The following is a 23,166-nucleotide window of genomic DNA, read 5'->3' as shown; positions in this document are numbered from 1 at the left end:
ACACTAGAGACCGGCCAGCGGACGAACCGCGTCCTTCAGGTCCGTTTGCACTTCCTCCAGCGATTTCGACGCATCGACAATGCGGTAACCGTCGCCTCCCAGCGCGGCCCGCTCCAGATACCCGGCGCGCACCCGCTCGAAGAACTCCCGGCTCTCGCGTTCGAACCGGTCGGCCCCTTGCGGATCGGCCTTGCGCGAGAGACCGAGGCGGACTGGAGCATCCAGAAGAATGGTGAGATCGGGACGCAGGCCGTCCAGAACCCGCTTTTCAAGCGCTTCCACGTACTCCAGTGACACGCCGCGCCCGTACGATTGATAGGCGTAACTCGAGTCCACGAAGCGGTCGCAGATCACCCATGCGCCCTCGTCGAGCGCGGGCAGAATGACTTCCTCCAGGGACGCGCTGCGCGCCGCGAACATCAGCAGCAACTCCGCCAACGGCGGCATGCCGGTCAATTCGGGATCCAGCAGTATCTCTCTGAGCCGCTCTCCAAGCGCGGTCCCGCCCGGCTCCCGGGCCGCAACCACGGCGATGCCCTGCTGCTCGAGCCAGCCGGCCAGGTAGGCGGCATGAGTGGACTTGCCCGCGCCTTCTATCCCTTCCAGAACTACGAATCGTCCGCGGCTCATATCAGGGAAAGGATAGCCTGTGGAGCCGCGTTCGGGGCGGCATCATTCGAGCGGCGCGTTTCCGCCGTTGCGCGCGCGCTGGCTGCGCACGAGCATTGCGACCGCGGCGTTGTGTCCGTCCAGCGTTTCGTTGAATACGTGGCTGCCGTCGAGGTCCGCCGACGCCACGTAGTACAGGAATTCGCCCGGCTGCGGCTGCACGGCCGCCTGAAGGGACGGCTCGCCGGGCAGCGAGATGGGCGTGGGCGGCAGTCCGTAGCGCGTATAGCTGTTGTACGGCGTGTCTTCGCGCAAGTGGGCGCGGGTGATGTCGCCGGCGTAGGACTCGCCGATTCCGTAGATCACGGTGGGGTCTACCTGAAGGCGCATGCGCAGCTCCAGTCGCCGGGTGAGCACGCCGGCGATGACGGGGCGCTCGGCGTCGATCCCGGTCTCGCGCTCGATGATGGACGCCAGAATCAATGCTTCGTATGGATCGCCCAGGGGCATTCCGGCAACGCGCTCCGCCCAGGCCGCCTGCAATCGGTCCTGCATCAGCGCGTGGGCCCGCAGAAGCACATCGGCGTCGGTTTCGCCGCGCGTATAAGCGTAGGTATCCGGGTAGAACCATCCCTCGGCGTTACCATGTCCAAGCGCCAGTTCTCCGGCCAGGCCTTCCGCGTCCTGCGACTGCAAGGTGGAAACGAGCGGCTTTGCGGCAGGTAGAGCCCGAAGAAGTTCGCGCACGGTCCAGCCTTCGATGATGGTGAAGTAGTGCTGAACGACCTCGCCGCGAACCATGCGATCGATGAGCAGGCGATGGGTGTCACCGGCCCCGACCTGGTATTCGCCTGCCTGTATGCGCGCCGATGTTCCCGTCACGTAGGCCGCCAGTTTGAACAGCCACGGCCGCTCCAGGATCTTCCGCTCCTCAAGCCGTGCGGCCACCGCATTCAGTGAGTCGCCGGGTTCGACGATCACGGTTCGATCGGCGGAACCGGCAGCGAGGGGGTTCTCCAGCGCAAGCCGCGCGGAATACAGTCCTGCAAGCGCGAGCAGGGCCGCCGCGGCCAGCCCGGCAACCACCGTCTTGGCGTTGCGGGTCATCAGACCTCGCGGAAGACCAGGCAACCGTTGGTGCCGCCGAACCCGAAGGAGTTGCTCATGCTCACCCGCACGCGCATGTCGCGCGCCGTGCCGGGTACGAAGTCAAGGTCGCAGCCTTCATCTGGATTGTCCAGGTTGATGGTGGGAGGAACCGCGCCGTCGCGGATCGCCAGGATCGAATACAGTGCCTCCAGCGCGCCGGCTGCGCCCAGCAGGTGGCCGGTCATCGACTTGGTCGAACTGACGGCCACGCGCGCGGCATGGTCGCCGAAAACGTCCTTGATGGCGATGGTCTCGACCAGGTCGCCCAGCGGCGTGGAGGTGGCGTGGGCGTTGATGTAGTCCACCTCCCCGGGCTCGAGGTCCGCATCCTTGAGCGCCGCGCGCATGCAGGCGGCCCCGCCCGCGCCGTCTTCCGCCGGTGCCGTGATGTGATATGCGTCGCTGCTCATCCCGAAACCGATGACTTCGGCGAGTATTTCCGCGTCGCGTGCCCGTGCATGCTCGAACTCTTCCAGCATCAGGCACACGGCGCCGCTGGCGAGCACGAAACCGTCCCGATCCCGGTCCCAGGGCCGGCTGGCGCGTTCCGGTTCGTCGTTGCGCAGCGACAGCGCGCGGGCCGAGGAGAAGCCGCCGATGCCCAGGTAGGCGATGCAGTGCTCGGCGCCACCGGCGAGACAGGCATCGGATTCGCCGTAGGCGATGGACCGCGCCCCCAGACCGATCGAATGCGTGGACGTGGAGCAGGCGGTGGCCGTCGCAATGTTGGGGCCGCGGGCGCCGATCTGTATCGAAAGCAGGCCGGCGGGCATGTTCACGATAATGCCGGGAACCAGGAAAGGTGAAATGCGCCGAGGATTGTTCTGCTCGGCGTAGCGCTCATGCGAGGCTTCGATGGTGCGGATGCCGCCTATGCCGGAGCCCACGTAGACGCTTACCCGGTCGGCGTTCGAATCGTCGATCACGAGCCCCGAAGAGCGCAACGCCTGGATTCCGGCCGCGACGCCGTAGTGGTTGAATGCATCGAAACGCCGGACCTCGCGACGCTCCATGTATTCGGTAGGATCGAAATCGCGGATCAGTCCTGCGATTCGCGAGGGGAATGCCCCGATATTGGGTAGTTCCTCATGGGCCGTGATGCCGCTCTTCCCCCCGAGGACCGACTGCCATGAGGTCTCGGGATCGTTGCCCACGGGAGTAATCGCTCCCGCGCCCGTCACGACTACGCGACGTCCTTTCATGAGAATTACTCCAGGCGGCCAGGCGTGCCGGAAATTACGCTGGTGCTGTCAGCACTCTGGTCCGGCCGCGCCGGCTCGGCTATTCCTCCAGGCGGGCGGAAATGAAGTCGATCGCTTCCTGAACGGTAGTAATCTGCTCGGCGTTTTCGTCGGGGATCTCGGTTTCGAACTCTTCCTCAAGCGCCATCACCAATTCCACGGTGTCCAGCGAATCGGCGCCCAGGTCATCCACGAACGAGGATTCGTTCGTGATGCTGGATTCGGACACGCCAAGCTGCTCGGCGATGATCGCTTTGATCTGTTGTTCAACATTGCTCATAGATCCAATTCCCCTGGGAGCCGGGCGAAGCCGACAGTAATGCCGAAGCGCGTATTCTAACGGAATACCCGCCCCGACGGGCATTTGCCCGTGAAGTCCCGATCGGCCTGGTTCGGGTATCAGCCCATCCACATTCCGCCGTTCACGTGCAGCACGGTGCCGGTGACGTAGGCCGCCGCGGGCGACGCAAGATAGACGGCCGCCCCGGCCACGTCCAGCGGCGAACCGGCGCGTCCGGCCGGAATCTGCGTGACGATCGCGTCCTTTCGCTCGGACGTCACTCCCGCCGTCATGTCGGTTTCGATATAGCCCGGCGCGATGGCGTTGACGGTGATGCCGCGGCCGGCCACTTCGAGCGCCAGCGCGCGGGTGAAGCCCAGCAGTCCCGCCTTGGCCGCCGCGTAGTTGGCCTGTCCTGCCGCTCCGGCTGCGCCCACCACGGAAGAGAGGTTGATGATGCGCCCGCGCCGCGCCTTCAGCATGCCGCGCAGACAGCCCTTGCATAGGCGGTAGGCCGAGTTGAGATTGGTGTTGACGACGTCCTGCCAGTCTTCCGGCTTCATCCTCAGCAGCAGGTTGTCGCGGACGATGCCCGCGTTGTTCACCAGGATGGTCGGAAGGCGCCCGGCCAGTTCTTTCATCAGCGCCTGAACGCTCTCGTCGGACGCCACGTCAAGCACCTTTCCCGCATCGCCGCCACCCAGGCGGTCGGCAATTACGGCTGCGCCCTCCGCCGTGGTCGCGGTTCCGATCACATCGGCTCCGGCAGCCCGGAACTGCCTTGCGATTTCGGCGCCGATGCCGCGCGTCGCGCCCGTGACCAGGGCGATCTCTCCGCTCAGGGAAAACAGGTTCGTATCGTCGGACACGCAGAAAAATTATAGGCGATAGCGCCCTTATTTCCGCTCTGGCATGATTGCCGGATGAAGCGCGATTTTTTCGGCAGACAGGAATCCGCCCGGCGCTCCCGCGGTTTTACGCTCATGGAACTGCTGGTGGTGCTGGCCATCATCGGCATCCTGGCCGCGATCGCGACAGGCGTTTACGTGGGCCGCGTCGATGATGCGCGTATCACCCGGGCCCGGGCCGATATCCAGACGATAGAGGCGGCGCTGGACATATTCCGGCTGGACAATTTCCGCTACCCCACCAACGCGGAGGGGCTGGAGGCGCTGGTGGAACGGCCCAATGATCCCGACGTTCGCTGGCCGGCAGGCGGCTATATGCGCCGCCTGCCGCTGGACCCCTGGAATCGCCCCTATCTCTACGCCAGCCCGGGCCGCCGCGGAGAATTGGATGTCTACACCCTGGGACGCGACGGACAGGAAGGCGGCGAGGGTCAGGACGCGGACATCGGCAACTGGAATCTCGACCGGCAGCCGTGACGGCATCCCGGGACGCCACGTCGGCGGAGCTTGGTTTTACGCTGATCGAAATCCTGGTCGTGCTGGCGCTGATCGCGCTGCTGACCGGCCTGGCCGCGCTGTCGGCCGGCGCTGCCGGCAGCCCGGTAACGCGGGAGGCGCGCAGGCTGGCCGCCACCCTGCAGTTGGCCACGGAAGAGAGCCGCCTGCAGGGAAGAGTGCTGGGGCTGAAGTTCCGCCGGGAAGGCTATTCCTATCTTGAACTGGTTCCGCGGGAGCCGGACGACGAATCCGGCCCCGGTTTCGTCTGGACACCATTGTCCCCAAGGGGCGCGTTTGCGGCCCACACCTGGCCGCAGCCGATGCGCTTCGAATTGCGTATCGACGGCCGAGCGGTGGCGCTCGCGTTCGGGGTCGCCGAATCCGCGCCGCAGATCCTGCTTCTGCCCGAAGGCGAGTTCACGCCGTTTACGTTGCGGCTGGTCGGCACTCGGGAAGTGGGCGCTACGATGCGCTTCGGTTCTTCCGGCCAATTCGAATTGGAAGGCCTGTGAAAAGAGGATTCACGCTGCTCGAAGTGCTGGTGGCGCTGGCGGTCGTCGCCCTGGGCCTGAGCGCCGCATTCGCCGCTACCGGTCAATCGGCCCGGACCGCCGAGCAACTGCGTGTTCGCACGCTGGCGCAGTGGGCGGCCGCGGACGCGCTGACGGCCCTGCGGCTGGCCGGAGACCTTCCGAGCGGTCAGGCGCGCCGCGAGGAAGAGATCGGCGGGCGCGTCTGGTGGGTCGAGTACCGGGTTCGGCAGTCGGCTGCCGAGACCCTGCGCGACGTGGAAGTGCGGGTCGGCCCGGAACGCAACGCCCCGGTCCTGGCGGCGGCCAGGGGTGTGGTGCGGGTACGGAACAAAGCGGAAGCAGGACTATGAGCGGCCGCCCCCGCCGGCGCGGGTTCACGCTGATCGAGTTGCTCGTGGCCCTGGCCATCTTCGCCGTGATGGCGACGCTGGCTTTCGGCGGGCTCGGGGAGGCGGTCAGGCAGTCGGAACGGCTGGACGGGCAGCAACAGCGCTGGCACGCTGTGCAGCGCGCCGTGCGGTTGATGGAAAACGATTTCGCCCAGTTGCGGGCGCGTCCGGTGCGCGGCATCCTCGGCCAGGACCATGAGCCGGCATTACAGGCACTCGGCACGGACGAACTGACCTTCACCCGCGGCGGGTGGCTGAATCCGGGACTGTTGCCGCGCGCCGAGTTGCAACGGGTGCGTTACCGGTTGATCGACGGGCGCCTGCTGCGCGAATACTGGCCGGTGCTGGACCGGATCGGGGCCACCCAGGCCGCGGGCGAGGTGCTGCTGGCGGAAGTGGAGGAATTCCGGGTGGAGTTTCTGCCCGGGCCGGTAGCGGCGCAGGCCGCGTGGACGGATTTCTGGCCTCCACCCGGCGAGTTCTCCGTTGAGACCTTGCCGGCCGGTGTCCGGCTTACGGTTGTGGCGCCGGGTATCGGAACCGTTTCACGCCTGATCGAGGTGGGCCGGTGAACTCGGACCGCTCCCAGAAGGGGCTGGCGCTGATTTCGGCGCTGCTCATCGTGAGCCTGGCCGGCGTTCTGGCCGCCGCCCGAATGTTTGCCCTGCAGCTTGAAACGCAGGCGTCCCGGGCCCTCCTGGGCGGCACGCAGGCACGCCTTGTTGCCCTGGGAATCGAGGAACTGGCGGCCGAGATCATGGCCCGCGACGCGCTCGACAGCGATACGGACCATTACGGCGAGCCCTGGTTCCGCGGCATCCGCGACATGAGCGTAGGGCCGATGCGGATTCGGGGGACAATAGAAGATATGCAGGGGCGGTTCAACCTGAACAACCTGGTCACCCGGCAGGGAACGCCGGACATGATCGCGGTCGACCAGTTTCGACGCCTGCTAGGCGTGCTGGGACTGGATGAGACGATTGCCCTGAAGGCGCTGGACTGGATGGACGCCGACAATCTGCCGCAGCCCGCGGGAGGCGCCGAAGACGAGGCCTACACGCGGCTTTTCCCGCCCTATCAGGCCCCGAACCGTCCGATGGAGGACGTTTCGGAACTGTTGGCGGTAGAGGGCGTAGACGCTGAAACCTGGCGCCTGCTCTCGCCGCATGTCACGGCCTTGCCGATAACCGGGCCGCCGGTTCCCGTCAACGTGAACACGGCGACCGAGGAAGTGCTGCTGTCGCTTGCGGAATACCCGGACCGGGCCCAGGTACACAGCTGGCGTGAGCGGCAGCTCGCAGGCGGCATGACGGACCTGGGCGAAGTGCAGGCCGCCCTCCCCTCCCGGATGGCCGAGCGGGTTTCATTGTCCAGCAACTGGTTCGCGCTGCGCGTGGCCGTGAACGCCGACGGCACGCGTTTCTACCTGAGCAGCCTGCTGGATCGCGGCCTCAATCAGGTCCGCGCGCGCCGGCAGGGATTGCCGCCCGAAGCCTGGTTGGCGCCGGTGGAAGAATAGTGGCGTAAAAGTCCTCGAGCGGATGGAATATCTCGTAATACGAATCGGCGACGCGGAAGGCGGGGCCTCCTGGCAGGCGGTGGACGCCCATGGCGCACCTCTGGCGCATCGCGGCGAAGGGGATCTGGAGCAGGCCGCCGAACTGGCCGAGGCGCGCAAGGTCGTCCTTCTGATCCCGGCGCGCGAAGTGTTTCGGGCTCGTATGGACCTGCCCGCGCGCGGGCGACGGTCGGCGGTCAGGGGCGCGAGATACGCGCTGGAGGACCGGATTGCGGGCGACGTGGAGGACCTGCATTTTGCGGTCGGACCCGCGGACGGCGACCAACTGGAAGTGGCGGCCGTGGAACGGCAACGGCTTGAAAGTCTTCTCGCACGATTGGAAGCAGCGGGACTGCTGCCGTTCGCCGTTTACGGCGAAGGCGACGCCCTGCCCCGGCTTCCCAACGCCGCCGCAGCTCTGCTGGAGGAGGATGCGCTGCTGTTGCGGGACGGCGGCGGGCAAGTGATATCGGCCCAGCCCAGCGAGCTTGCGGGCCTTGTTGATATCGCGTGCGCGGAGCATGCCGGCGACGAGGCCGTTCCGTTCCGGTTGGTGATCTATTGCGAGCCCGCATTGCAAGGCGTGGCGCAGGAAGCAATGGCAAGCCTGAACGGACGGGACGTGGAGCTCCGGCTGCTGGAACAGGGCGTGATGCCGCAACTGGCCGCGGAGTCGATGTCCGGCGGCGCCGTGAACCTCTTGCAGGGTGAGTTCCGCCGCCGCGACGACCGGGCCCGCCGGCTGAGGGGCGTTGCTACCGGCCTGCTTGTTGTGGCTCTTTTGTTTACGGGCTACCTGGCCATGGACGGCTGGCGCGCGCAAAGGGAATACCAGGCGCTTGCCGGAACCGTGGAAGCGCGGCTTCGGCAGATGATGCCGGATGCGGGAGCGTCGGCCGATCTCAGGGGCGAGTTCAGGCGCCGAGTCGCTTCGGCCGATCTTTCCGCAGCGGCCGACAGCGACGGGTTTCTGCGGCTGCTGCAGTCCCTGGAACGCGCCGGCGGCAGCGGCACCCGCTTGCTCGGCCTGAACTACGGGAACGACTCCGCCCAGGCGCGATTGGCGGCCGCGGACGAGGAAACGCTCGACCGGGTTCGTCGAAGCCTGATTTCCAGCGGCCATTCCGTGCTGATTCAGACCGCCGTGCCTGAATCCAACGGATCGGTCACGGGTGAACTGAATATTCGCGATGGTCGCGATCGCTGAACTCTGGCGCGCGCGATCGGCCCGAGAGCAGGTTCTGCTCGCGGCGCTGGCGGTGATGGCGCTTGCCGCGATCTGGTATTTCGCGGCCGTCGGTCCGCTGCTTGACCGGGCCGAGAGCTACAAGCAGAGGCGCGCAGCGGAGACAGCGTTGCTGGAACGGCTGGATCGCGTGGGCAGCCGGTTGGCGGCTCTGCCGGCGCCGCGCCCCCGATCGGACGCCTCGCTGCTGCTCCTGGTCAACCGTTCGGTCCGCGACGCCGGCCTGAGCGGCTTTCTCGAAGAAGGCGCGGCCGACGGCGAATCGCGGGTCCGCCTGCGTCTGCGCGATGCGCCGTTTCCTCAAGTCAGCGCCTGGCTGGCGGGCCTGGCGGTCCAGGAAGGCATCCGCACCGTCAGCGCCGACATCGAGCGCGGCTCGGCTCCCGGTATCACCCAGGTCAGCCTGGTACTCGAACGCAGCGATTGAAGCCGGAACTGGACAGAATCGAGACGAACACAGGCGTGGCAAGCCTCTGATCGGGACTGTAAGAGCACGACAAGAACAGGAAGGGAGAAGAATCATGAATTGCGGGATTCGACTGATTGGCGTACTTGCCGCCGTATTGCTTCTGACGGCTTGCGCGACAACGCAGCAGATCGACGTGGTCGACACCTGCGCGGGCAAGCCGCCTCGATCGCAGTGCTGGATGGAACTGGAAAGCCACCCCGGCTGCTTCGTCTGGAACGCCTTCCTCCAGGAGGGAATGACCGCGTCCTGGTCGGGGGAATGCGCCGGGAATGTGGCCGACGGCGAGGGGGAGCTGTTGTTCACCTGGTCCGGCAAAGTCCAGGCGGGGCGTGGTGCGCTGGTCAGTGGTAAACCTCAAGGTCCGTGGACCCTTAACCACGCTGACGGAAGAAAGGAAGACGTGAACTACTAGGGTCTGTTGGCCCGAGGTTACGCGCCGGGTTCGGGGGTGACTTCGCGGAAGGCGCTGTGCCAGGGGAAGTAGAGCGCGGTGCGGATGGGCCGGCTTTCGCGCGCCTGCATGGCGAGACGGTAGCGCTCGAGTTGCGGGGCGTAACGGCGCTCCTCCTCATCCAGGAAGGCATCCAGGTCGCCGCCCTCGTGGCGCGAAGTCTTGTAGTCCACGATCCAGCGCTCGCCCTCGTGCACGAAGCTCCGGTCGAGGATCAGGCTGCGCGTTCGGCCGTCTTCCTGCAGGGACAGAGGCAGTTCGCTGGCGGCATCGTCGTGAAGCTCAAGCGTCCAGCGGCCCGTTTCGTCTTCCAGCGTGTTGAGCAGTGCGGTTTCAACGTCCGCCGACAGCGATTCCAATTCGTCCGCCGGCACGCCGTGGAACTGAAGCATTCGCCGCGTGCGCGAACGCTGCTCTCCCAGGCGCTCGCGTGACCAGGCGCCGGGTCCTTCTTCGGCGATTTCCTGAAGCCAGCGGTGGACCGCCAGGCCCAGCACCCGCGCCCGTTCGCCGGCCCAGACGTATGAAGGGGACCGGGTTGCCTCCGGGCTGGGTGCGATCATCGGCGCCGGAGGTTCTGGCGGCGCCCAGCCGTCGGGCACGCGCTGGATCTCCGGTTTCACCAATCGCCGTTTCCTCGCGCTCCTGCGCTTTGCGGGGAGTTCCCCGGGAGCTTCCCGCTCGAAGAGTTCCCTGAGAGCCTCCGCAAGGTCGGCGGCCATGGTCCGCGCCGAGGGCCTGAACTCCCCCGGGCCCTGCGACTCCTCGTCCCGGACCAGGCCCACCAGCAGATGCAGGCGGGTGCGCGCACGCGTCGCCGCCACGTACAGGAGCCTCCTGCGCTCGGCATTCTCACGGGCCTTCTCCAGTTTGTCCAGGTATTCGTACACGGCGTCGCTGTCCTGTCTTCGCCGTGACGGGGGCACGGCCAGCAGGGTTGCGGCGCCCTGCTCCGCCGGCAACCAGTTCTCGCCGGGCGGCGGCTGCCACCAGCGCAGCACCGGCGCGCGTCCGCCGCGAATGTCCCGTCCCAGCCCCGGCAGGATCACGGTGTCGAACTCCAGGCCCTTGGCCTTGTGCATGGTCAGGATCTGCACGCGCGCGCCGGTCTCCGGGTTGGACACGAATTCGTCGGTGAGTTTGAGCGTGCGGGCAACCGCGTTGTCGATCTGACTTCCCTGGCTGGTTTCGGCGAGACTGTCGAGAAACTCGGCCGCATGACGCAGGCAATTCTCGTCGCTGTTGCCCGCGGGACCGCCCAGAGCCAGCCAGGTTCCTTCCACCCAGCTTCGAAAGTCCAGTTGCCCGCGCAGGCGCAGCGCCCGTTCGAGCACCGGGACGACGCGGGCCAGGCGGTCGCGCCCATCACGACTGAGGCGGCCGACGCGCGCGGCGTCCCGCAGCAGGTCCCAGATCGTTTCGCGCGGGGCATCGTGGCAAAGCGCGTGCAAATCCTTGAGCGAAAGTCCGCACCACGGTGCGCGCAGGACCGCCAGCCAGGCGATGCGGTCGGACAGTTGCGCCAGGGCGCGGGCAATCGCGGCCAGGTCCTGTACCACGCTGAAGCGCTTGCGGCGCTCGAACTCGGTGCGGTTGACCGCGATGCCGGTCCTGCCCAGCGCGTTACTCACCTCCTCTCCGTGGGTTCGGCTGCGGACCAGGATTCCGATGGTCCCGTCGGGACGGTCCTTGAGCGTGGTTCGGACGATTTGCTCGACGATCGCCACCTCGGACTCGTGATCCCCCTTGCGGAAGTAGTGAAGACGTGCATCGGCATTTCCGTGCTTCGCCTCGGACGCGGGCCTTGCCCCGGGCGCCGGCTTGCAGGGCGTATAGGCCACGGTGCCCAGCAGCATGTCGCCCTCGGCAGGGAAGACCCTGGGGAAAACCATATTGAACCAGTCCACCAGCCCGGGCGTGGAACGGAAGTTCACGGTCAACCGGAGCAGTTCGGGCCGCAGGGCTGCCAATCCCTGTTCGCACACCCTGAGGTAGCCGCGTACGTCGGCCTCCCGGAACCCATATATGGACTGCATGGGGTCGCCGACCATGAACACGGTGCGGCCGTCGCCGTCCTGCCACTCGCGGGTCATCTGCTGGAGCAGGTCGAGCTGGGTGCGCGAGGTGTCCTGGAACTCGTCGACCAGGATGTGGCGCAGCCGCGTATCCAGGCGTTCGGCCAGCAGCGACGGTCGGTCGCCGTGGCCCAGGGCCTTGAGCGCCGCCTGGCTGACTTCCGTGTAGTCGGTTTCCCTGCGCTGCGCAAACAGCACCTTCAACTGCGCAAAAGCGCCGCGCAACACGCGCATAACCGACTGCACCAGTTGCAGACGGGCCGCTTCGTAACCAGGCGACTCGAGAATCCTGAGGCGGGACAATCGTTCCTGTAACTCGCCGGACCCTCTGAGCGCTTGTTCCAGTTTTTCGCCGAGCTGCTTCTTGAACCGCACGCGCCATTCGTTCTTCAGCGTGAGCAGGTCGTTCGCCGCGCGGCCCCATCCGGAAAGCGCATCGGGGTTGGCGGGGTCGTCCGGCTCATCGTCGGTTACCCAGTAATCGGCAAAGGCCTTCTCGAATTCTCCGCAAAATCTCCCCAGGCATTGAAGCATGCGGCCGATTTCGCGGCCTGCGAGATTGCGCAGCGCCGCATTGAGCGCCGCTGCGTTGTCCCCCGCTCCCAGCAACGGCAGCCACTGTTCGCGCTTGGCCAGCATTCCCGCGACCAGTTCGGTGAATTGCTGCCCGCTGCCGTCCAGGTGGCGAAGCAGGGTCTGCACATCCTCGTCCCCAATCCGGATGCCATCTTGCAGCAACATGCGGGCGGCCGTTTCGTATAGAGGCACTGCGTCGGCGCGCAGGTTGCCCAGCGCTCCGCCGCCGCTGGACACCGGGGAACTCGCCGCCAGCCACGAACCGAGCGAGTCGATGGTAATGATGCGCAGGCGCGCGGGATTGTCCGGAAGGTCCCAGCCGCGCTTGCGGGACTGTACAAGCACGCGCCTCGCAAGCTCGAGGCTCCGTTGGCGGTGAGGCGGAACGTCCTTGTTGTCCGAAGCGGCCTCCCGGAGGCTGCGGGCCACGCGCTCGCGCATTTCAGCGGCCGCCTTGCGCGTGAAGGTGATCGCCAGCACCGCGTCGGGCTCGGCCTCCCGCGCCAGCAGTCTCAGGTAGCGCTGGACCAGAATCTCGGTCTTGCCGGAGCCGGCCGGCGCCTGCACGATGAACGAGCGCTCCGGGTGCAGCGCCCGTTCGCGGACCGCCTGGTCTCCGGGCGCGGTCATGCCTGCTCCAGCTCCTGGATACGGCTCAGTACCTGGTACTGTCCGCGACCGCCGTCATCCCAGGAAAAAATCTCGACGCGCGCATCGCCCCGGCTCAGGTCCATCGCCGCTTTTTCCAGTGCTTCGCGCCAGGCCGCCAGGACGCTTTCCCAGTTCGCGTAATGCCTGAAATCGCGGTGCTTCGAAATGGGTGTCAGCTTCGGCAGCTTCTCCTTGCCCGGAATATCGGCGCTCGGGTCGCATATGCCCTTCACCGCTCGCTGTCTTCCGGAAAGGAATACGTAGCCGACACCGGACACGTCTGGCGTGACCAGCGCGTATGCCGGAAGCTGGCTGGACCGCAGACGCTCCGGGTTGAGCCCCGAAAGCGGTATTTCCCGCCCGGTCTTGTAATCCAGCACCAGCGCCCCCGCGTCGGCCCCCGGTTGATCGACCCGGTCCAGCCTCATTCGCAGCGTGACAGGTCCCAGGTCCAGTTGTGCCAGTTCCTCCAGTTCCCGGACGCTGAATTCGCCGCGCTCGAGGTCGCGACGGACCCAGTCCAGCGCAAGCAGCACGGCCCGCTCGCGTTCCATCCGCAGCAGCCCCAGCACGAGCGGCCGGATTCCCGGCGGTTCCTTGCGGGGGATTTGCGCCGCCCATTCCTGGAGGCTGGGCTCCAGGTCGGGCAAGGCCTCCGCCAGCGACGCGGCGTCCCCGAACTCGGTATAGAGCCGGCACAAGAGCTTGTGCACGATGTCCCCGCGGTCCAGCGGACTGATTCCGTCCCACGGTCTTGGGTACTCGGCCGCGTACAGTCGATGCTCTGCAAATGCGCGAAACGGGTTCCTGAGTTGATGATCCATCAGCCGCGTACCGCCGCCGACCTCTTCATCCGGCTGGAGCGGAGGCGCAGCATCGTCCCTGAGTGTCTCCAGCGAGGCGCCGGCGCGAACGACTTCGACGTAAGCAGGGCCCGCAACCGCCTCCTCCACGCTTGAAGGGTCGCGCAGGGGAACCTGGGCAATGAGTGGACTGCAGCTTGTCTCCACGCCTTCTTCCGCAACCTTCGACCAACTGAACACCACTTCGTCGGCGCTGTGCAGCAATGCTTGCGTTTGCCGGCGGGCCTGGTCCAGCGCCGACTGCGCGCTTGCCTGGGGCATCTTCATGCGCCGTTGCAATCCAAGAGGAAGCAGGGGCGCCGGCCGGATTCCTCGTGGCCACAGGTTGGCGCCCGCGCCCGCCACCCATAATCGATCGAAGTGCAAACCGGCCGACTCCTCGACCGGCAGGAGTTCCACGGCCTGGTCGGGACCCTGGGGCTGGAACTTGCGGTCCCGGGCCATCGTGCCCAGGCGCGAGAGCGCTGCGGCGAGCGGGACGGGCCTTGCGGAAATGGCGTCGCAGCCGCCGTACTCCGAAAGCAAGCGGCCGAAGGCTTCCACCGCCTGCTGCTCGCTGCTGACCAGCGGCCGGTCGCCTGGCCAGCCCAGTTCGCGCAGAAAGGTCGTGAATACTCCGGCCCAGGTGCGGTAGGAGTGCGCCCTGCCCTTTCCGCGGGCCTTTCTGGAAGCCTTCCATGCTTTCTGCAGTTCCTGGGCGAGCAGTGGCGCGCCCGACAGGGTGCGCGCCATCAGTTGCGCGCGGGTAATCTCGCCCCCGACCAGTCTCTCCCTTATCCGCCGCTCCACGCGTGCGCGGCTGCCGGCTTCCGCGTCCGAACCATGAAGGTATGCGCCGCGCAGCACCCGGCTGACCACCTCGAAATCCACTACGGTCGGCAACAGGCAGAGCGCGTCGAGGGCCATTTCCGCCGGTCCTGCATGTCCCAGCGATGGCGCTTCGGCGGAGTTCAGCGGAGCATCCTGTGGAAATCCTCGCGTCTGCCATGCGGGCTGCATCCGGTCCAGCAGCGCCCGGCGCGCCCGGGGGGCACGATCGGTGAAATCGACAAGCACCAGGCCGGCGTTGCCTTCCACGGCCCAGCTTGCCGCGGCCTGCAGTTCCTCGTCGCCGTTTTCGTATTGGATCTGGCATACGTTTGCCGCCCTGGGCGCTGCCGGGCCTGTTTCCACGGAGATGCCAGCGGAGCGTACGGTCTCAAGCAATTCGGATTGCGGCGTCGGCAGCGGATCGTTGAACCCGAGCAGATGCAGCGGCCCGCGAGCGGCAATCGCGCCGCTCTGCAGATCCTGGGTCAGGAGTGGCGGGAGTCCCGCGGGCTCCAGCCAGCTTCCCGATCGGCGCAGTTCCTCGAAGCGCGCGACCCAACGGGCGAAGCGGCGCTCGTCTTCCCCGTCCACCTCGCTGCGCAGGCGCTCGAGGTTCAGCCCGTATTCAAGCGCCAGGTTCCAGCTCCTACGGGCCAGTTCCGCGTTCTGCTCCAGGTCGAAGCCGGCCACCGCATTCTTCCCGACCGCCTGCTCCCAGAGCATCAGCGATCCGTGGGACGACAGCAATGTGAAATCGCCGGCTATGCCGCCGCGCAGCAGCGAATCTTCCCACAACTGGCGCACCCATTCCTGCCAGGACATTACGGCCGGCCGCCGCCAGACGGTTGCGTTCGCGGCGCGGCGCCACTGGCCGTAGCGGAAGCGTATCCTCCGCGCCAGCCTGCCGGTGGCGGTCACGACCAGTGCGCCCTCCCGCAGCGCGGGGAAAAGGTCCTGTTCGAGAATCTGCTGGTAGGAAGGCGTGCTCAAACTGTCGGTTTACAAGCTCTGCCTAAAGGTTAAGGTACGCTCGCTCAATTGCCAATCCGTCCTGGGCGAATGGAATATCCGCTTCTGCTTGAACCGATCACGCTGGCCGGGAGAACCGTGCGCAATCGCGTGGTCCACGCGTCGATGAGCACGCGTTACACGCAGAACCAGGACATCGATCCCCGCCTTGTGCGCTATCACGCCAACCGCGCAGCGGGCGGAACGGGATTGATCGTCACCGAGCCACTGAACGTGCTGCCCTGGCACGACCGGTCGCACCGCCCTGCCCTGTTCCAACCGAACACTCTCGATGCCCTGTCCCGCTGGGCGGACAGCGTGGAAAGCAAGGGTTGCCGCCTTCTGGGGCAGTTTCAGGATTCCGGCCGCGGTCACCGCGAGGCGGGCCGGTCGCATCAGGCGTGGGCGCCCTCGGCGCTGCCCGATGACCTGAGCTGGACCATGCCCAGGGAAATGCCTGTGCACCGCATTCACGAGGCCATCGAACACTTCGGCAAGGGCGCGCGCCGCCTGGAGGAGGCGGGTTTCAGCGGGGTCGAACTTTCCGCCGGACATGGCCACCTGTTTCACCAGTTCCTGTCGCCGGCGGCCAACATACGCGACGACGAGTACGGTGGCGACGTGGAGGGAAGAACACGATTATTGAGGGAACTAATAGAAGTAATAACAAGTAGTTGTAAGAATAATTTCATAATAGGATTAAAACTGCCGGGCACTGACGGGATTCCGGGAGGCATCGATCATCCCGAGTCCGCGCGCATCACCGCGCGCCTGGCGGAGACCGGCGGCTTTCATTACCTGGTCTATTGCGACGGTTCGCATTCCCATACGCTGGAGACGCACATTCCGGACATGAGCTACCCGCGCGCCCCGTATGTCCAGGAGCACGCGGAGATCGCGGCCAACGCGCCAGGCGTGCCGCTCATGGCCCTGGGTCTGATTACCGACCCGGCGGAAGCGGAGGGCATACTGGCCGCGGGAAAGGCGCAGATGGTGGCGCTTGGGCGGCCGCTGGTAACCGACGCGGCCTGGGTTAAGAAATCCGCCGAAGGCCGGCAGTCCGAGATCCGCTACTGCGTGTCCTGCAATACCTGCTGGGCCACGATCGTCGAGCGCAAGCCGATCCTCTGCGACAACAACCCCCGCCTTTCGCAGCCCGACGAGGTGGACTACTGGCCGCAGCCGGCCAGGCGCAAGCGGCGCGTCGTGGTCGCGGGCGCCGGTCCCGCGGGCCTGGAGACCGGTTGGGTGGCTGCCGCCCGGGGACATGAAGTCACCGTTTTCGGCTCATCGGAGCGGCCCGGCGGCAAGGCGTACCTGCATGCCCAATTACCCGGCGGAGAGAACGTAAGCAGTGTCTACGACTACCAGGAAATGGCCGCCGCAAAAGCCGGTGCAACAGTTCACCTCGGGATCCAGGCGGGAGTGGACGACGTGCTGCAGTGCGAGCCGGACGTGGTGGTCCTGGCAGGCGGCGCGACGATGCTGTGGCCGCACGGCTGGCCTGAGGAATGGCGCGATTTCGTATTCGATATCCGCGAGGTCAGCCGGGAAATGCTGGAGCGTCCCGAGGAAACGATAGACGGCACGGCCGTGTTATGGGACCAGGACCATACGCTGGCGACCTACTCGGCAGCGGAACTGCTGGCGGAGCGTTTCGCGCGGCTTGTGATCGTCACGCCCCGGGAGCGTCTGGCCAGCGATGTTGGCCTGGTGACGCGTCAGGGCATCTACCGGCGCCTGTACGGCATGCCGAACGTGGAGGTCGTGCTGCTTTCGGACATCCATGCCGATTCCGCGCTGGATGAAGGCCGCGTCAGTTGCCGCAATGTCCTCAACGGTTCGCTGCGGGATATCGACGACCTGGCGATGCTGACCTGGTCCGGCAGCCGCGCGCCCAACGACGAACTGGCCGCGCCGCTGAAGGCGAAAGGCGTCGAAGTGGTTTGCGTCGGCGATTGCGACATGCCGCGCACGCTGCTCGCCGCCACCACCGACGGCCACGCCCTCGGCCGCTCCCTCTAGCCCGGGACTACATGAACGGGCGGATGTTCTTGTTGGACTCCATGTAGCAGTACGACAGCATCCAGTAGAGGTTGATGCCGATGCGCTCGGTGTCGGGCTCGGTGAAGACGTAGCCGTGGGAGGTGATTCCGTCTTCGAGGTATTCGAGCACGTACAAGACCAGGACGTCGCGGGTGAAGACGTCGCTGTAATTGTTGAGCGGCCAATCGACGTTCGATAGCCGGAGGCCGATCTCCCTGCCGTCCGTATGGGTGATACGCGCTCCACCGCCCCGGTCGTGGACCTGGAGATTGTCGTAGCGCCTGTATTCCTCGTCACGCCCGCCGCTCACGCCGGGAATGTCGATATAGCAGCTCATCATTCGCGCCGCGTGCAGCCTGTAGGTTCCGCCCGGGTGATCACGACCGCCGGGCGCATCCAGCCACATCTGCTGCTCGCCCAGCAAGGACTTGTCCGCCCATGCGGCGCACTCGCCCTCCGCTTTGCCGCGGAATTGCGCGGCCTCGCGGGTCCAGTAGACGACGCAGTCCGGCGGCGCTTCCGGACGTTCGGAGACGCCTGCGCCTTCAGCCATCGGATCCAGCCCTTCCACCGGGCGGTTCCAGACCTCCATGCGCGAAGCGCCCCGCTCATTGTCGGGCGACAGCGCCAGCGCACCGGCGCGAGTGAGCGCGGAATAGTCGCCGCCGGAGAACTCCCGAAACGCAAGCAGCATGGAATCCGGCCCGCCCACGCGATCGACGCGAAGCTCGATGCGGTCATGGCGTTCGTTTTCCGGATAGCCGATGCGCCGGTCGAAATACACCTGGTTGTAGTTGTCGTAAACGCGCGCCAGCAGCTCGGCCAACACCAGCACGTCGCGTTCCGTTGGCGTGGAATCCTCGCCCTGCGCGAACGCCGGGGCTGCCGGCAGCAGCGTCACCAGGAAGGCAACAGCAAGCAACGACTTGAGATTACGCATGTTCCACCTCCAGGTCCATGAGTTCGTAGTAGGTCATCATGTAGCCGTAGACGGCGCCGCGAAGGAAGATGTAGTGGCCGTCGGCGGTGCACCAGACGTCGTACCTCGGGTGATCGTTGGCCAGGCCGACATTTACGCCGAAACGGAAATGCAGGGCGTCGAACTCGCCCGCGCCCACCGTGATCCGGTCTTTGCCGACGTACTCGATCGCCGTGGGGATGCTGTGCAGCATGGGCCCGGTGGCGCCGCGGTGGTCGGGTGACGACATCAGCAACTGCGGGAATTTCTGCACGCCCGGACCCTTGCTGAGATCGAGCATACTCAGGACCCAGGAGTCGCAGATGATGGCGTGATCGACAAACGCCCGCGGGCGCTCGATCAGGCTCATTTTCTGTGAAACCCGGCCTTCCACGGCCGTCCAGGTCTCGCACTCGGCTTCGTTCTCGCCAAACCGGAACCAGCCGCTGCCCATGAACCGGTCGCCCACCGAAATGCGCACGAAACAATCCAGCGGATGCCAGTTCTCGTCCAGCGTCAGCGCCACGTTGCGCATCACGCTGGGCCGGTCGTCGATCTCGCTCTGTGCCGTGCAGGTGCGGTGGCCGTCGGAGTGGACGGTGATCGTGAACCGCTCACGGCCGCGTTCCTGGTCCATGCGGTCCGGTTTCTTGCTGAGATAGGCAATGCGACCGTGATAGTTCACATGGTCTACCTGAAGAATTTCGCTCATTGGGACCCCTCCCGGTGTGTGGTTTGCTAATCCATAACGCCGTGGCCGCGCCTGGGCACGAGCACGGTGCGGTCGAATACGCAGACTGCGTCGCCGTGCTGGTTCCGGCCGGTCGTGCGCACCGTGACGACGCCGGCGTTGGGACGCGATTTGGAAGGCCGCTTGCGAATAACCTCGGACGATCCGTACAGCGTATCGCCGATAAACAGGGGGTTCGGCAGGCGGATGTCGCCCCAGCCCAGGTTGGCGATGGCCTTTTCGCTGACGTCGGAGACACTCATGCCCACCAGCACCGACAGCGTCAGCGTGCTGACGATCAGCCGCCGGCCGAACTCGGTCTTCGCCGCGTATTCCTTGTCGAAGTGCAGCGGGTGCGTGTTCATCGTGAGCAGCGTGAACCAGGTATTGTCGGTCTCGGTCAGCGTGCGCGCCGGCGAATGCTCGTACACGTCCCCCTTGCGGAACTCCTCGTAGTACCGTCCACCGCCGCGCCGCACGATGCGGCCCTTTTCGGGGCTTGCCTCGGCCACCTGCAGGATTAGAGGTCCTGGCAGTGGATGAAGATGGGACTGTCCGCGAACTGGCCGAATTCGGCCGCCAGCTGGCCGACCGTGTCCGACTGGATGTCCTCTCCGAACTTCTCCATGCTGTTGAGGTCGATGACCTCCGCGTACTGATAGGGCGGCGCATCCGTCCCGCCCAGCAGTCCCACGCAGCGCAGGACGCGGAAGTTTTCCACCGACGGAAGCCGATTGACTTCCACCAGGTCGCGGCTGCGCGCCCAGGCCTGGTACTCGGCCGGGTCGGCGCCTTCCTTCAGGTTAAACAGCACGATGACGCTATCCATTACTCAGTTCTCCTGATCCTCGCCCGGGGATGATGTCTGGGGTTCTTCTCCTGCCGGATTTTCCTCTTCCTCAAGGTCGGTCACCAGTTCCTCGATGGCGGCCGCGTCTTCATCTTCAGGCAGCGGAGGCTGGGCGACCGCCTTGCCGAAATGCGCCCGAACGGCCGTTTGCGTGACGGCGTCCAGCCGGTAGACGCCGGTTACGGAAAGCGGAAACGAGCCGAATGAACCGCCGCTGATCTGCAGGCGCTCGCCCGGATTGCCGCAGACCCGGCCGGTCGATGAACGGAACTGAATGCCGTAGGCGTGGCGAAGGTCCATGGACGGGGGCGAAATCTCCACGTGGTAGACGCGTCTGCGGCCGTCGAAGACCAGCAGGTTGGAGTCGTTAAGCACCTCGAAGTTGTCGATGCGGTTCTGGAAGAAGCAATCGCCACTCGCCATGTTGTGGGGGAAGCGGGCGATTCGGCCCTGGCGCGAGGCCGAGGCCCCTTCACCCTCCGCCGTGGCGCAGGAGGTCAGCAGCAGTGTGGCCGCAATTGCGGCCAGGGCCGGCAATGTCAATCGGGATGTTGCACGCCGAAGCGTCATGAGGCGGGTCCTCCGGGTTCCGGGCCGCGCGCTATCGGACGATCGTCGGATTGCGACCATTCGCTCCAGGAACCGGGATACAGCGCCGCGCCGCCGAGATCGGCCAGCTCCATCGCGAACAGATCGTGGCAGGCCGTTACGCCGGAACCGCACATGACGCAGGCGGCGGAAGGATCGGCGCCGCCCAGGAGATCCAGGTAAAGCTTGCGGAGCTCGTCCGGTGACCGGAAGCGTCCGCTGGCGTCCAAGTTCTCGCGGAAGAAGGCATTGATCGCGCCGGGTACGTGGCCCGCCTGTGAATCCAGCGGTTCCGAGAGGCCCTGATAGCGGGCGCCGTCGCGGGCGTCCAGCATGTGCATGCCGCCGGCAAGCGCCGCGCGCTCCACCCCGGCGAGTCCCACGACCGGCCGGCAGTGGCCCCCAACCGGGTAGTCCGTGGGTTCAATGACGGGTTCGGCGCTCTCAAGCGCAAGGCCCGCTTCTTCCCAGGCCTGGATTCCGCCATCCAGCAGCCCGGCGCGCTCGTGTCCCATCCAGTTCATCATCCACCAGAGTCGTCCGGCAATCGCACAGCCCATGTTGTCGTATGCCACTACCAATGTATCGGGTTTGATGCCCCAGCGACCCAGCGTGGTCGCAAATTCCGCGGGTTCGGGAAGCGGATGGCGCCCGCCCTCCCCCGACGCATGTCCGGCGAGATCGTGGTCGAGGTCCGCATACGGCGCCCCGGGGATGTGGCTATCGGCCCAAAGTGCGCGTCCTCCGTCCGGATTCATTAGGTCGAAGCGGCAGTCCACCGCCCGGGCCTCGCCGGCCTCGATGGCGGAATACAGTTCTTCCGGATTCAGCAACAGAGCGGCCACTCAGGAGCCCTCCACTGCGGCCTGGATCTCCGGAACGATCGCAAACAGGTCGCCCACCAGGCCGATATCGGCGATCTCGAAGATCGGGGCCTCCGGGTCCTTGTTGATCGCCACGATGACGCCGGCGTCCTTGATTCCGGTAAGGTGCTGTATTGCGCCGGAAATGCCGATCGCGAAATACAGATCGGGGGCGATGATCTTGCCCGTCTGCCCCACCTGCATGTCGTTGGAGACGTAGCCCGCGTCCACCGCCGCGCGGGATGCGCCGACCGCGGCCCCCAGGCGGTCCGCAAGCTCGTAGAGCAGCGAGAAATTCTCGGAGCTGCCCAGCGCCCGTCCGCCGGAAACGACCACGCTGGCGCTTTGCAGGTCGGGGCGTTCGGATTCGGCCGACTTCAGATCCAGCCAGCTCGTATGATCCGGCAGTTCCGCGTCCGTTTGCGCCTCCTCGATGGCGGCCTCGCCGCCTTCCGCGGCGGCCGGCCAGGAAGCCAGGCGCGCGGTCCCGACCACGATGTGTTCGGCGGGCGCCTCCACGGTAAGAACGGCGTTGCCCGCGTAGATCGGGCGCTTGAACCGGCGCTCGCCCTCCACGCTCATGATGTCGCTGACCTGCGGCACGCCCAGCAGCGCTGCCACGCGCGGCATCAGGTCCTTGCCGAAGGTCGTGGAGGGCCCGAGCACATGGCTGTAGCCTATCCCGGCCAGCGCCGCAATCTGCGGCGCCTGGACCGCGGCCAGCGGGTTTGCGTTTTCGCCCCGGTCCAGGCACAGGACACGGGAAACACCTTCAATTTGCGCGGCCTGCTGCGCCACATCGCCGCAATCCCGGCCGAGCACCGCCACGTCCAGGCGGTCCGCGCCGATCGCCAGGCCGCAGCTTGCAACTCTCGCGACACCGGTGTGCAGAGTCTGCCCATCATGCTCGGCGACTATGAGTACTGCGCTCACACCGCTACCTCAATTCAAGAATCCGCGTTCGCGCAGCATGCCCATCAGCGCCGGCACGTCTTCAACCACAACGCCCTTTTGTCGCTGCTCCGGCGGCTCGTACGCAAGTGCCTTCAGCGCCGGCGGCGCGGTAAGTCCCATGTCGTCGGCCTCCAGCGTTTCAAGCGGCTTGCGCCGGGCCTTCATGATGTCCGGCAGCTTGATGTAGCGGGGCTCGTTCAGTCGCAGGTCGGTGGTGATAACCGCCGGCAACCGGACTTCCAGGGTTTCCAGTCCGGCGTCCACTTCACGGGTAACCCGGGCCGTGTCGCCGTTCAGCTTTACCTCGGATGCGAACGTGGCCTGCGGCCGCCCCCACAGCGTCGCCAGCATCTGTCCGGTCTGGTTGCAGTCGTCGTCGATGGCCTGCTTGCCCATGATGACGATGTCCGGCTCCTCGCGCCGGATCACTTCCAGCAGGATGCCGGCTGCCGCCAGCGGCTCCACCTCGCCTTCGCACTTGACCAGCAGGGCCCGGTCGGCGCCCATCGCCAGCCCCGTGCGAAGCTGCTGCTGACACTCGTCGCCGCCTATCGTCACGGCCAGGATTTCGCCGGCCTCGCCGCGCTCGCGCATGCGCAGGGCTTCCTCAAGCGCAATCTCGTCGAACGGGTTGACGCTCATTTTCAGGCCCTCGATGGCCACGCCGCTGCCGTCGGGCTTTACCCGCACACGAACGTTGTAGTCCACCACGCGCTTGAGCGTAACCAGTATCTTGCGCATTCTTCCGCGGAAACTCTGCTGCCGTTACGGAACGGCGAATTCTACCCCGCCCGCGGCGCGCGGCAACAGCTAGGTACTGGTGCAAATGAACGCTACACTATGCGCCGGATTAACGGAGGGGA

At 66.1% G+C, this 23,166-nt stretch carries 24 protein-coding genes; 9 read left to right on the top strand and 15 right to left on the bottom strand.

The window, feature by feature from the left end:
* Positions 1-3: 3 nt before the first annotated feature.
* The 5 genes from F4Y72_01015 to F4Y72_00995 all read right to left on the bottom strand — a co-directional run bounded on the left by F4Y72_01015 (position 4) and on the right by F4Y72_00995 (position 4,130).
* On the bottom strand, positions 4-630 hold the full coding sequence (locus F4Y72_01015; protein MXZ26868.1) for a dTMP kinase: 627 nt from the start codon (positions 628-630) through the stop codon (positions 4-6).
* A gap of 42 nt (positions 631-672) precedes the next feature.
* A complete protein-coding gene (mltG, locus tag F4Y72_01010; protein MXZ26867.1) occupies positions 673-1,716 on the bottom strand; it encodes an endolytic transglycosylase MltG in 1,044 nt (347 codons plus the stop codon).
* Positions 1,716-2,960 (bottom strand): beta-ketoacyl-ACP synthase II, encoded by a 1,245-nt coding sequence (gene fabF, locus F4Y72_01005; GenBank protein MXZ26866.1) that lies wholly within the window; start codon positions 2,958-2,960, stop codon positions 1,716-1,718. The genes mltG and fabF overlap by 1 nt, the downstream gene beginning before the upstream one ends.
* A 79-nt stretch (positions 2,961-3,039) precedes the next feature.
* The gene (acpP, locus tag F4Y72_01000) at positions 3,040-3,279 is read right to left on the bottom strand and encodes an acyl carrier protein (GenBank protein MXZ26865.1); all 240 of its coding nucleotides are present in this window, start codon (positions 3,277-3,279) and stop codon (positions 3,040-3,042) included.
* Between the two features lie 119 nt (positions 3,280-3,398).
* On the bottom strand, positions 3,399-4,130 hold the full coding sequence (locus F4Y72_00995) for an SDR family oxidoreductase (protein ID MXZ26864.1): 732 nt from the start codon (positions 4,128-4,130) through the stop codon (positions 3,399-3,401).
* Positions 4,131-4,202: 72 nt separating this feature from the next.
* Here F4Y72_00995 and gspG point away from each other — a divergent pair, with 72 nt between their 5' ends.
* The 8 genes from gspG to F4Y72_00955 all read left to right on the top strand — a co-directional run bounded on the left by gspG (position 4,203) and on the right by F4Y72_00955 (position 9,292).
* Positions 4,203-4,664: a type II secretion system protein GspG gene (gspG, locus tag F4Y72_00990; protein MXZ26863.1), complete on the top strand. Its 462-nt coding sequence runs from the start codon at positions 4,203-4,205 to the stop codon at positions 4,662-4,664.
* Complete coding sequence (gspH, locus tag F4Y72_00985) at positions 4,571-5,197, top strand: type II secretion system protein GspH (GenBank protein MXZ26862.1); 627 nt, start codon at positions 4,571-4,573, stop codon at positions 5,195-5,197. Before gspG ends, gspH begins: the two co-directional genes overlap by 94 nt.
* A complete protein-coding gene (gene gspI, locus F4Y72_00980; GenBank protein MXZ26861.1) occupies positions 5,017-5,568 on the top strand; it encodes a type II secretion system protein GspI in 552 nt (183 codons plus the stop codon). The genes gspH and gspI overlap by 181 nt, the downstream gene beginning before the upstream one ends.
* Entirely contained in the window at positions 5,565-6,179 is a 615-nt protein-coding gene (gene gspJ, locus F4Y72_00975; protein MXZ26860.1) for a type II secretion system protein GspJ, read from the top strand. The genes gspI and gspJ overlap by 4 nt, the downstream gene beginning before the upstream one ends.
* The gene (locus F4Y72_00970; GenBank protein ID MXZ26859.1) at positions 6,176-7,126 is read left to right on the top strand and encodes a general secretion pathway protein GspK; all 951 of its coding nucleotides are present in this window, start codon (positions 6,176-6,178) and stop codon (positions 7,124-7,126) included. The genes gspJ and F4Y72_00970 overlap by 4 nt, the downstream gene beginning before the upstream one ends.
* A 22-nt stretch (positions 7,127-7,148) precedes the next feature.
* On the top strand, positions 7,149-8,372 hold the full coding sequence (locus tag F4Y72_00965; GenBank protein ID MXZ26858.1) for a hypothetical protein: 1,224 nt from the start codon (positions 7,149-7,151) through the stop codon (positions 8,370-8,372).
* Positions 8,356-8,838 (top strand): type II secretion system protein M, encoded by a 483-nt coding sequence (locus F4Y72_00960; GenBank protein ID MXZ26857.1) that lies wholly within the window; start codon positions 8,356-8,358, stop codon positions 8,836-8,838. The genes F4Y72_00965 and F4Y72_00960 overlap by 17 nt, the downstream gene beginning before the upstream one ends.
* A 94-nt stretch (positions 8,839-8,932) precedes the next feature.
* A complete protein-coding gene (locus tag F4Y72_00955; protein ID MXZ26856.1) occupies positions 8,933-9,292 on the top strand; it encodes a hypothetical protein in 360 nt (119 codons plus the stop codon).
* Positions 9,293-9,309: 17 nt separating this feature from the next.
* Here the strand turns inward: F4Y72_00955 and F4Y72_00950 are convergent, their stop codons facing one another.
* Entirely contained in the window at positions 9,310-12,612 is a 3,303-nt protein-coding gene (locus tag F4Y72_00950) for an AAA family ATPase (GenBank protein ID MXZ26855.1), read from the bottom strand.
* Positions 12,609-15,296 (bottom strand): hypothetical protein, encoded by a 2,688-nt coding sequence (locus F4Y72_00945; protein MXZ26854.1) that lies wholly within the window; start codon positions 15,294-15,296, stop codon positions 12,609-12,611. Before F4Y72_00945 ends, F4Y72_00950 begins: the two co-directional genes overlap by 4 nt.
* Positions 15,297-15,365: 69 nt before the next feature.
* Here F4Y72_00945 and F4Y72_00940 point away from each other — a divergent pair, with 69 nt between their 5' ends.
* Positions 15,366-17,339 carry an NAD(P)-binding protein gene (locus F4Y72_00940; GenBank protein MXZ26853.1) on the top strand — a complete coding sequence of 658 codons (1,974 nt, stop codon included), beginning with the start codon at positions 15,366-15,368 and terminating at the stop codon, positions 17,337-17,339.
* Between the two features lie 7 nt (positions 17,340-17,346).
* Here the strand turns inward: F4Y72_00940 and F4Y72_00935 are convergent, their stop codons facing one another.
* The 8 genes from F4Y72_00935 to F4Y72_00900 are packed head-to-tail and all read right to left on the bottom strand — an operon-like array spanning position 17,347 to position 23,044.
* Entirely contained in the window at positions 17,347-18,300 is a 954-nt protein-coding gene (locus F4Y72_00935; protein MXZ26852.1) for a hypothetical protein, read from the bottom strand.
* Positions 18,293-19,030, bottom strand: coding sequence for a DUF3108 domain-containing protein (locus F4Y72_00930; protein MXZ26851.1), 738 nt, complete (start codon positions 19,028-19,030; stop codon positions 18,293-18,295). Before F4Y72_00930 ends, F4Y72_00935 begins: the two co-directional genes overlap by 8 nt.
* A gap of 26 nt (positions 19,031-19,056) precedes the next feature.
* Positions 19,057-19,560: a MaoC family dehydratase gene (locus tag F4Y72_00925; GenBank protein ID MXZ26850.1), complete on the bottom strand. Its 504-nt coding sequence runs from the start codon at positions 19,558-19,560 to the stop codon at positions 19,057-19,059.
* 8 nt (positions 19,561-19,568) lie between these two features.
* Complete coding sequence (locus F4Y72_00920; protein MXZ26849.1) at positions 19,569-19,877, bottom strand: REDY-like protein HapK; 309 nt, start codon at positions 19,875-19,877, stop codon at positions 19,569-19,571.
* A gap of 3 nt (positions 19,878-19,880) precedes the next feature.
* Positions 19,881-20,435 (bottom strand): hypothetical protein, encoded by a 555-nt coding sequence (locus F4Y72_00915; GenBank protein ID MXZ26848.1) that lies wholly within the window; start codon positions 20,433-20,435, stop codon positions 19,881-19,883.
* Between the two features lie 29 nt (positions 20,436-20,464).
* Complete coding sequence (locus F4Y72_00910) at positions 20,465-21,331, bottom strand: sulfurtransferase (GenBank protein MXZ26847.1); 867 nt, start codon at positions 21,329-21,331, stop codon at positions 20,465-20,467.
* The gene (locus tag F4Y72_00905; GenBank protein ID MXZ26846.1) at positions 21,332-22,282 is read right to left on the bottom strand and encodes an electron transfer flavoprotein subunit alpha/FixB family protein; all 951 of its coding nucleotides are present in this window, start codon (positions 22,280-22,282) and stop codon (positions 21,332-21,334) included. It lies immediately after the preceding gene.
* A 9-nt stretch (positions 22,283-22,291) separates the two neighbouring features.
* Positions 22,292-23,044, bottom strand: coding sequence for an electron transfer flavoprotein subunit beta/FixA family protein (locus tag F4Y72_00900; GenBank protein ID MXZ26845.1), 753 nt, complete (start codon positions 23,042-23,044; stop codon positions 22,292-22,294).
* Positions 23,045-23,166 lie beyond the last annotated feature (122 nt).

The organism is Gammaproteobacteria bacterium (assembly GCA_009838035.1).
In the GTDB taxonomy this organism is placed as follows: Bacteria; Pseudomonadota; Gammaproteobacteria; order Steroidobacterales; family Foliamicaceae; genus Foliamicus.
The sequence above is the reverse complement of the archived record's forward strand: the minus strand, read 5'-3'. Positions and strand labels throughout refer to the sequence as shown.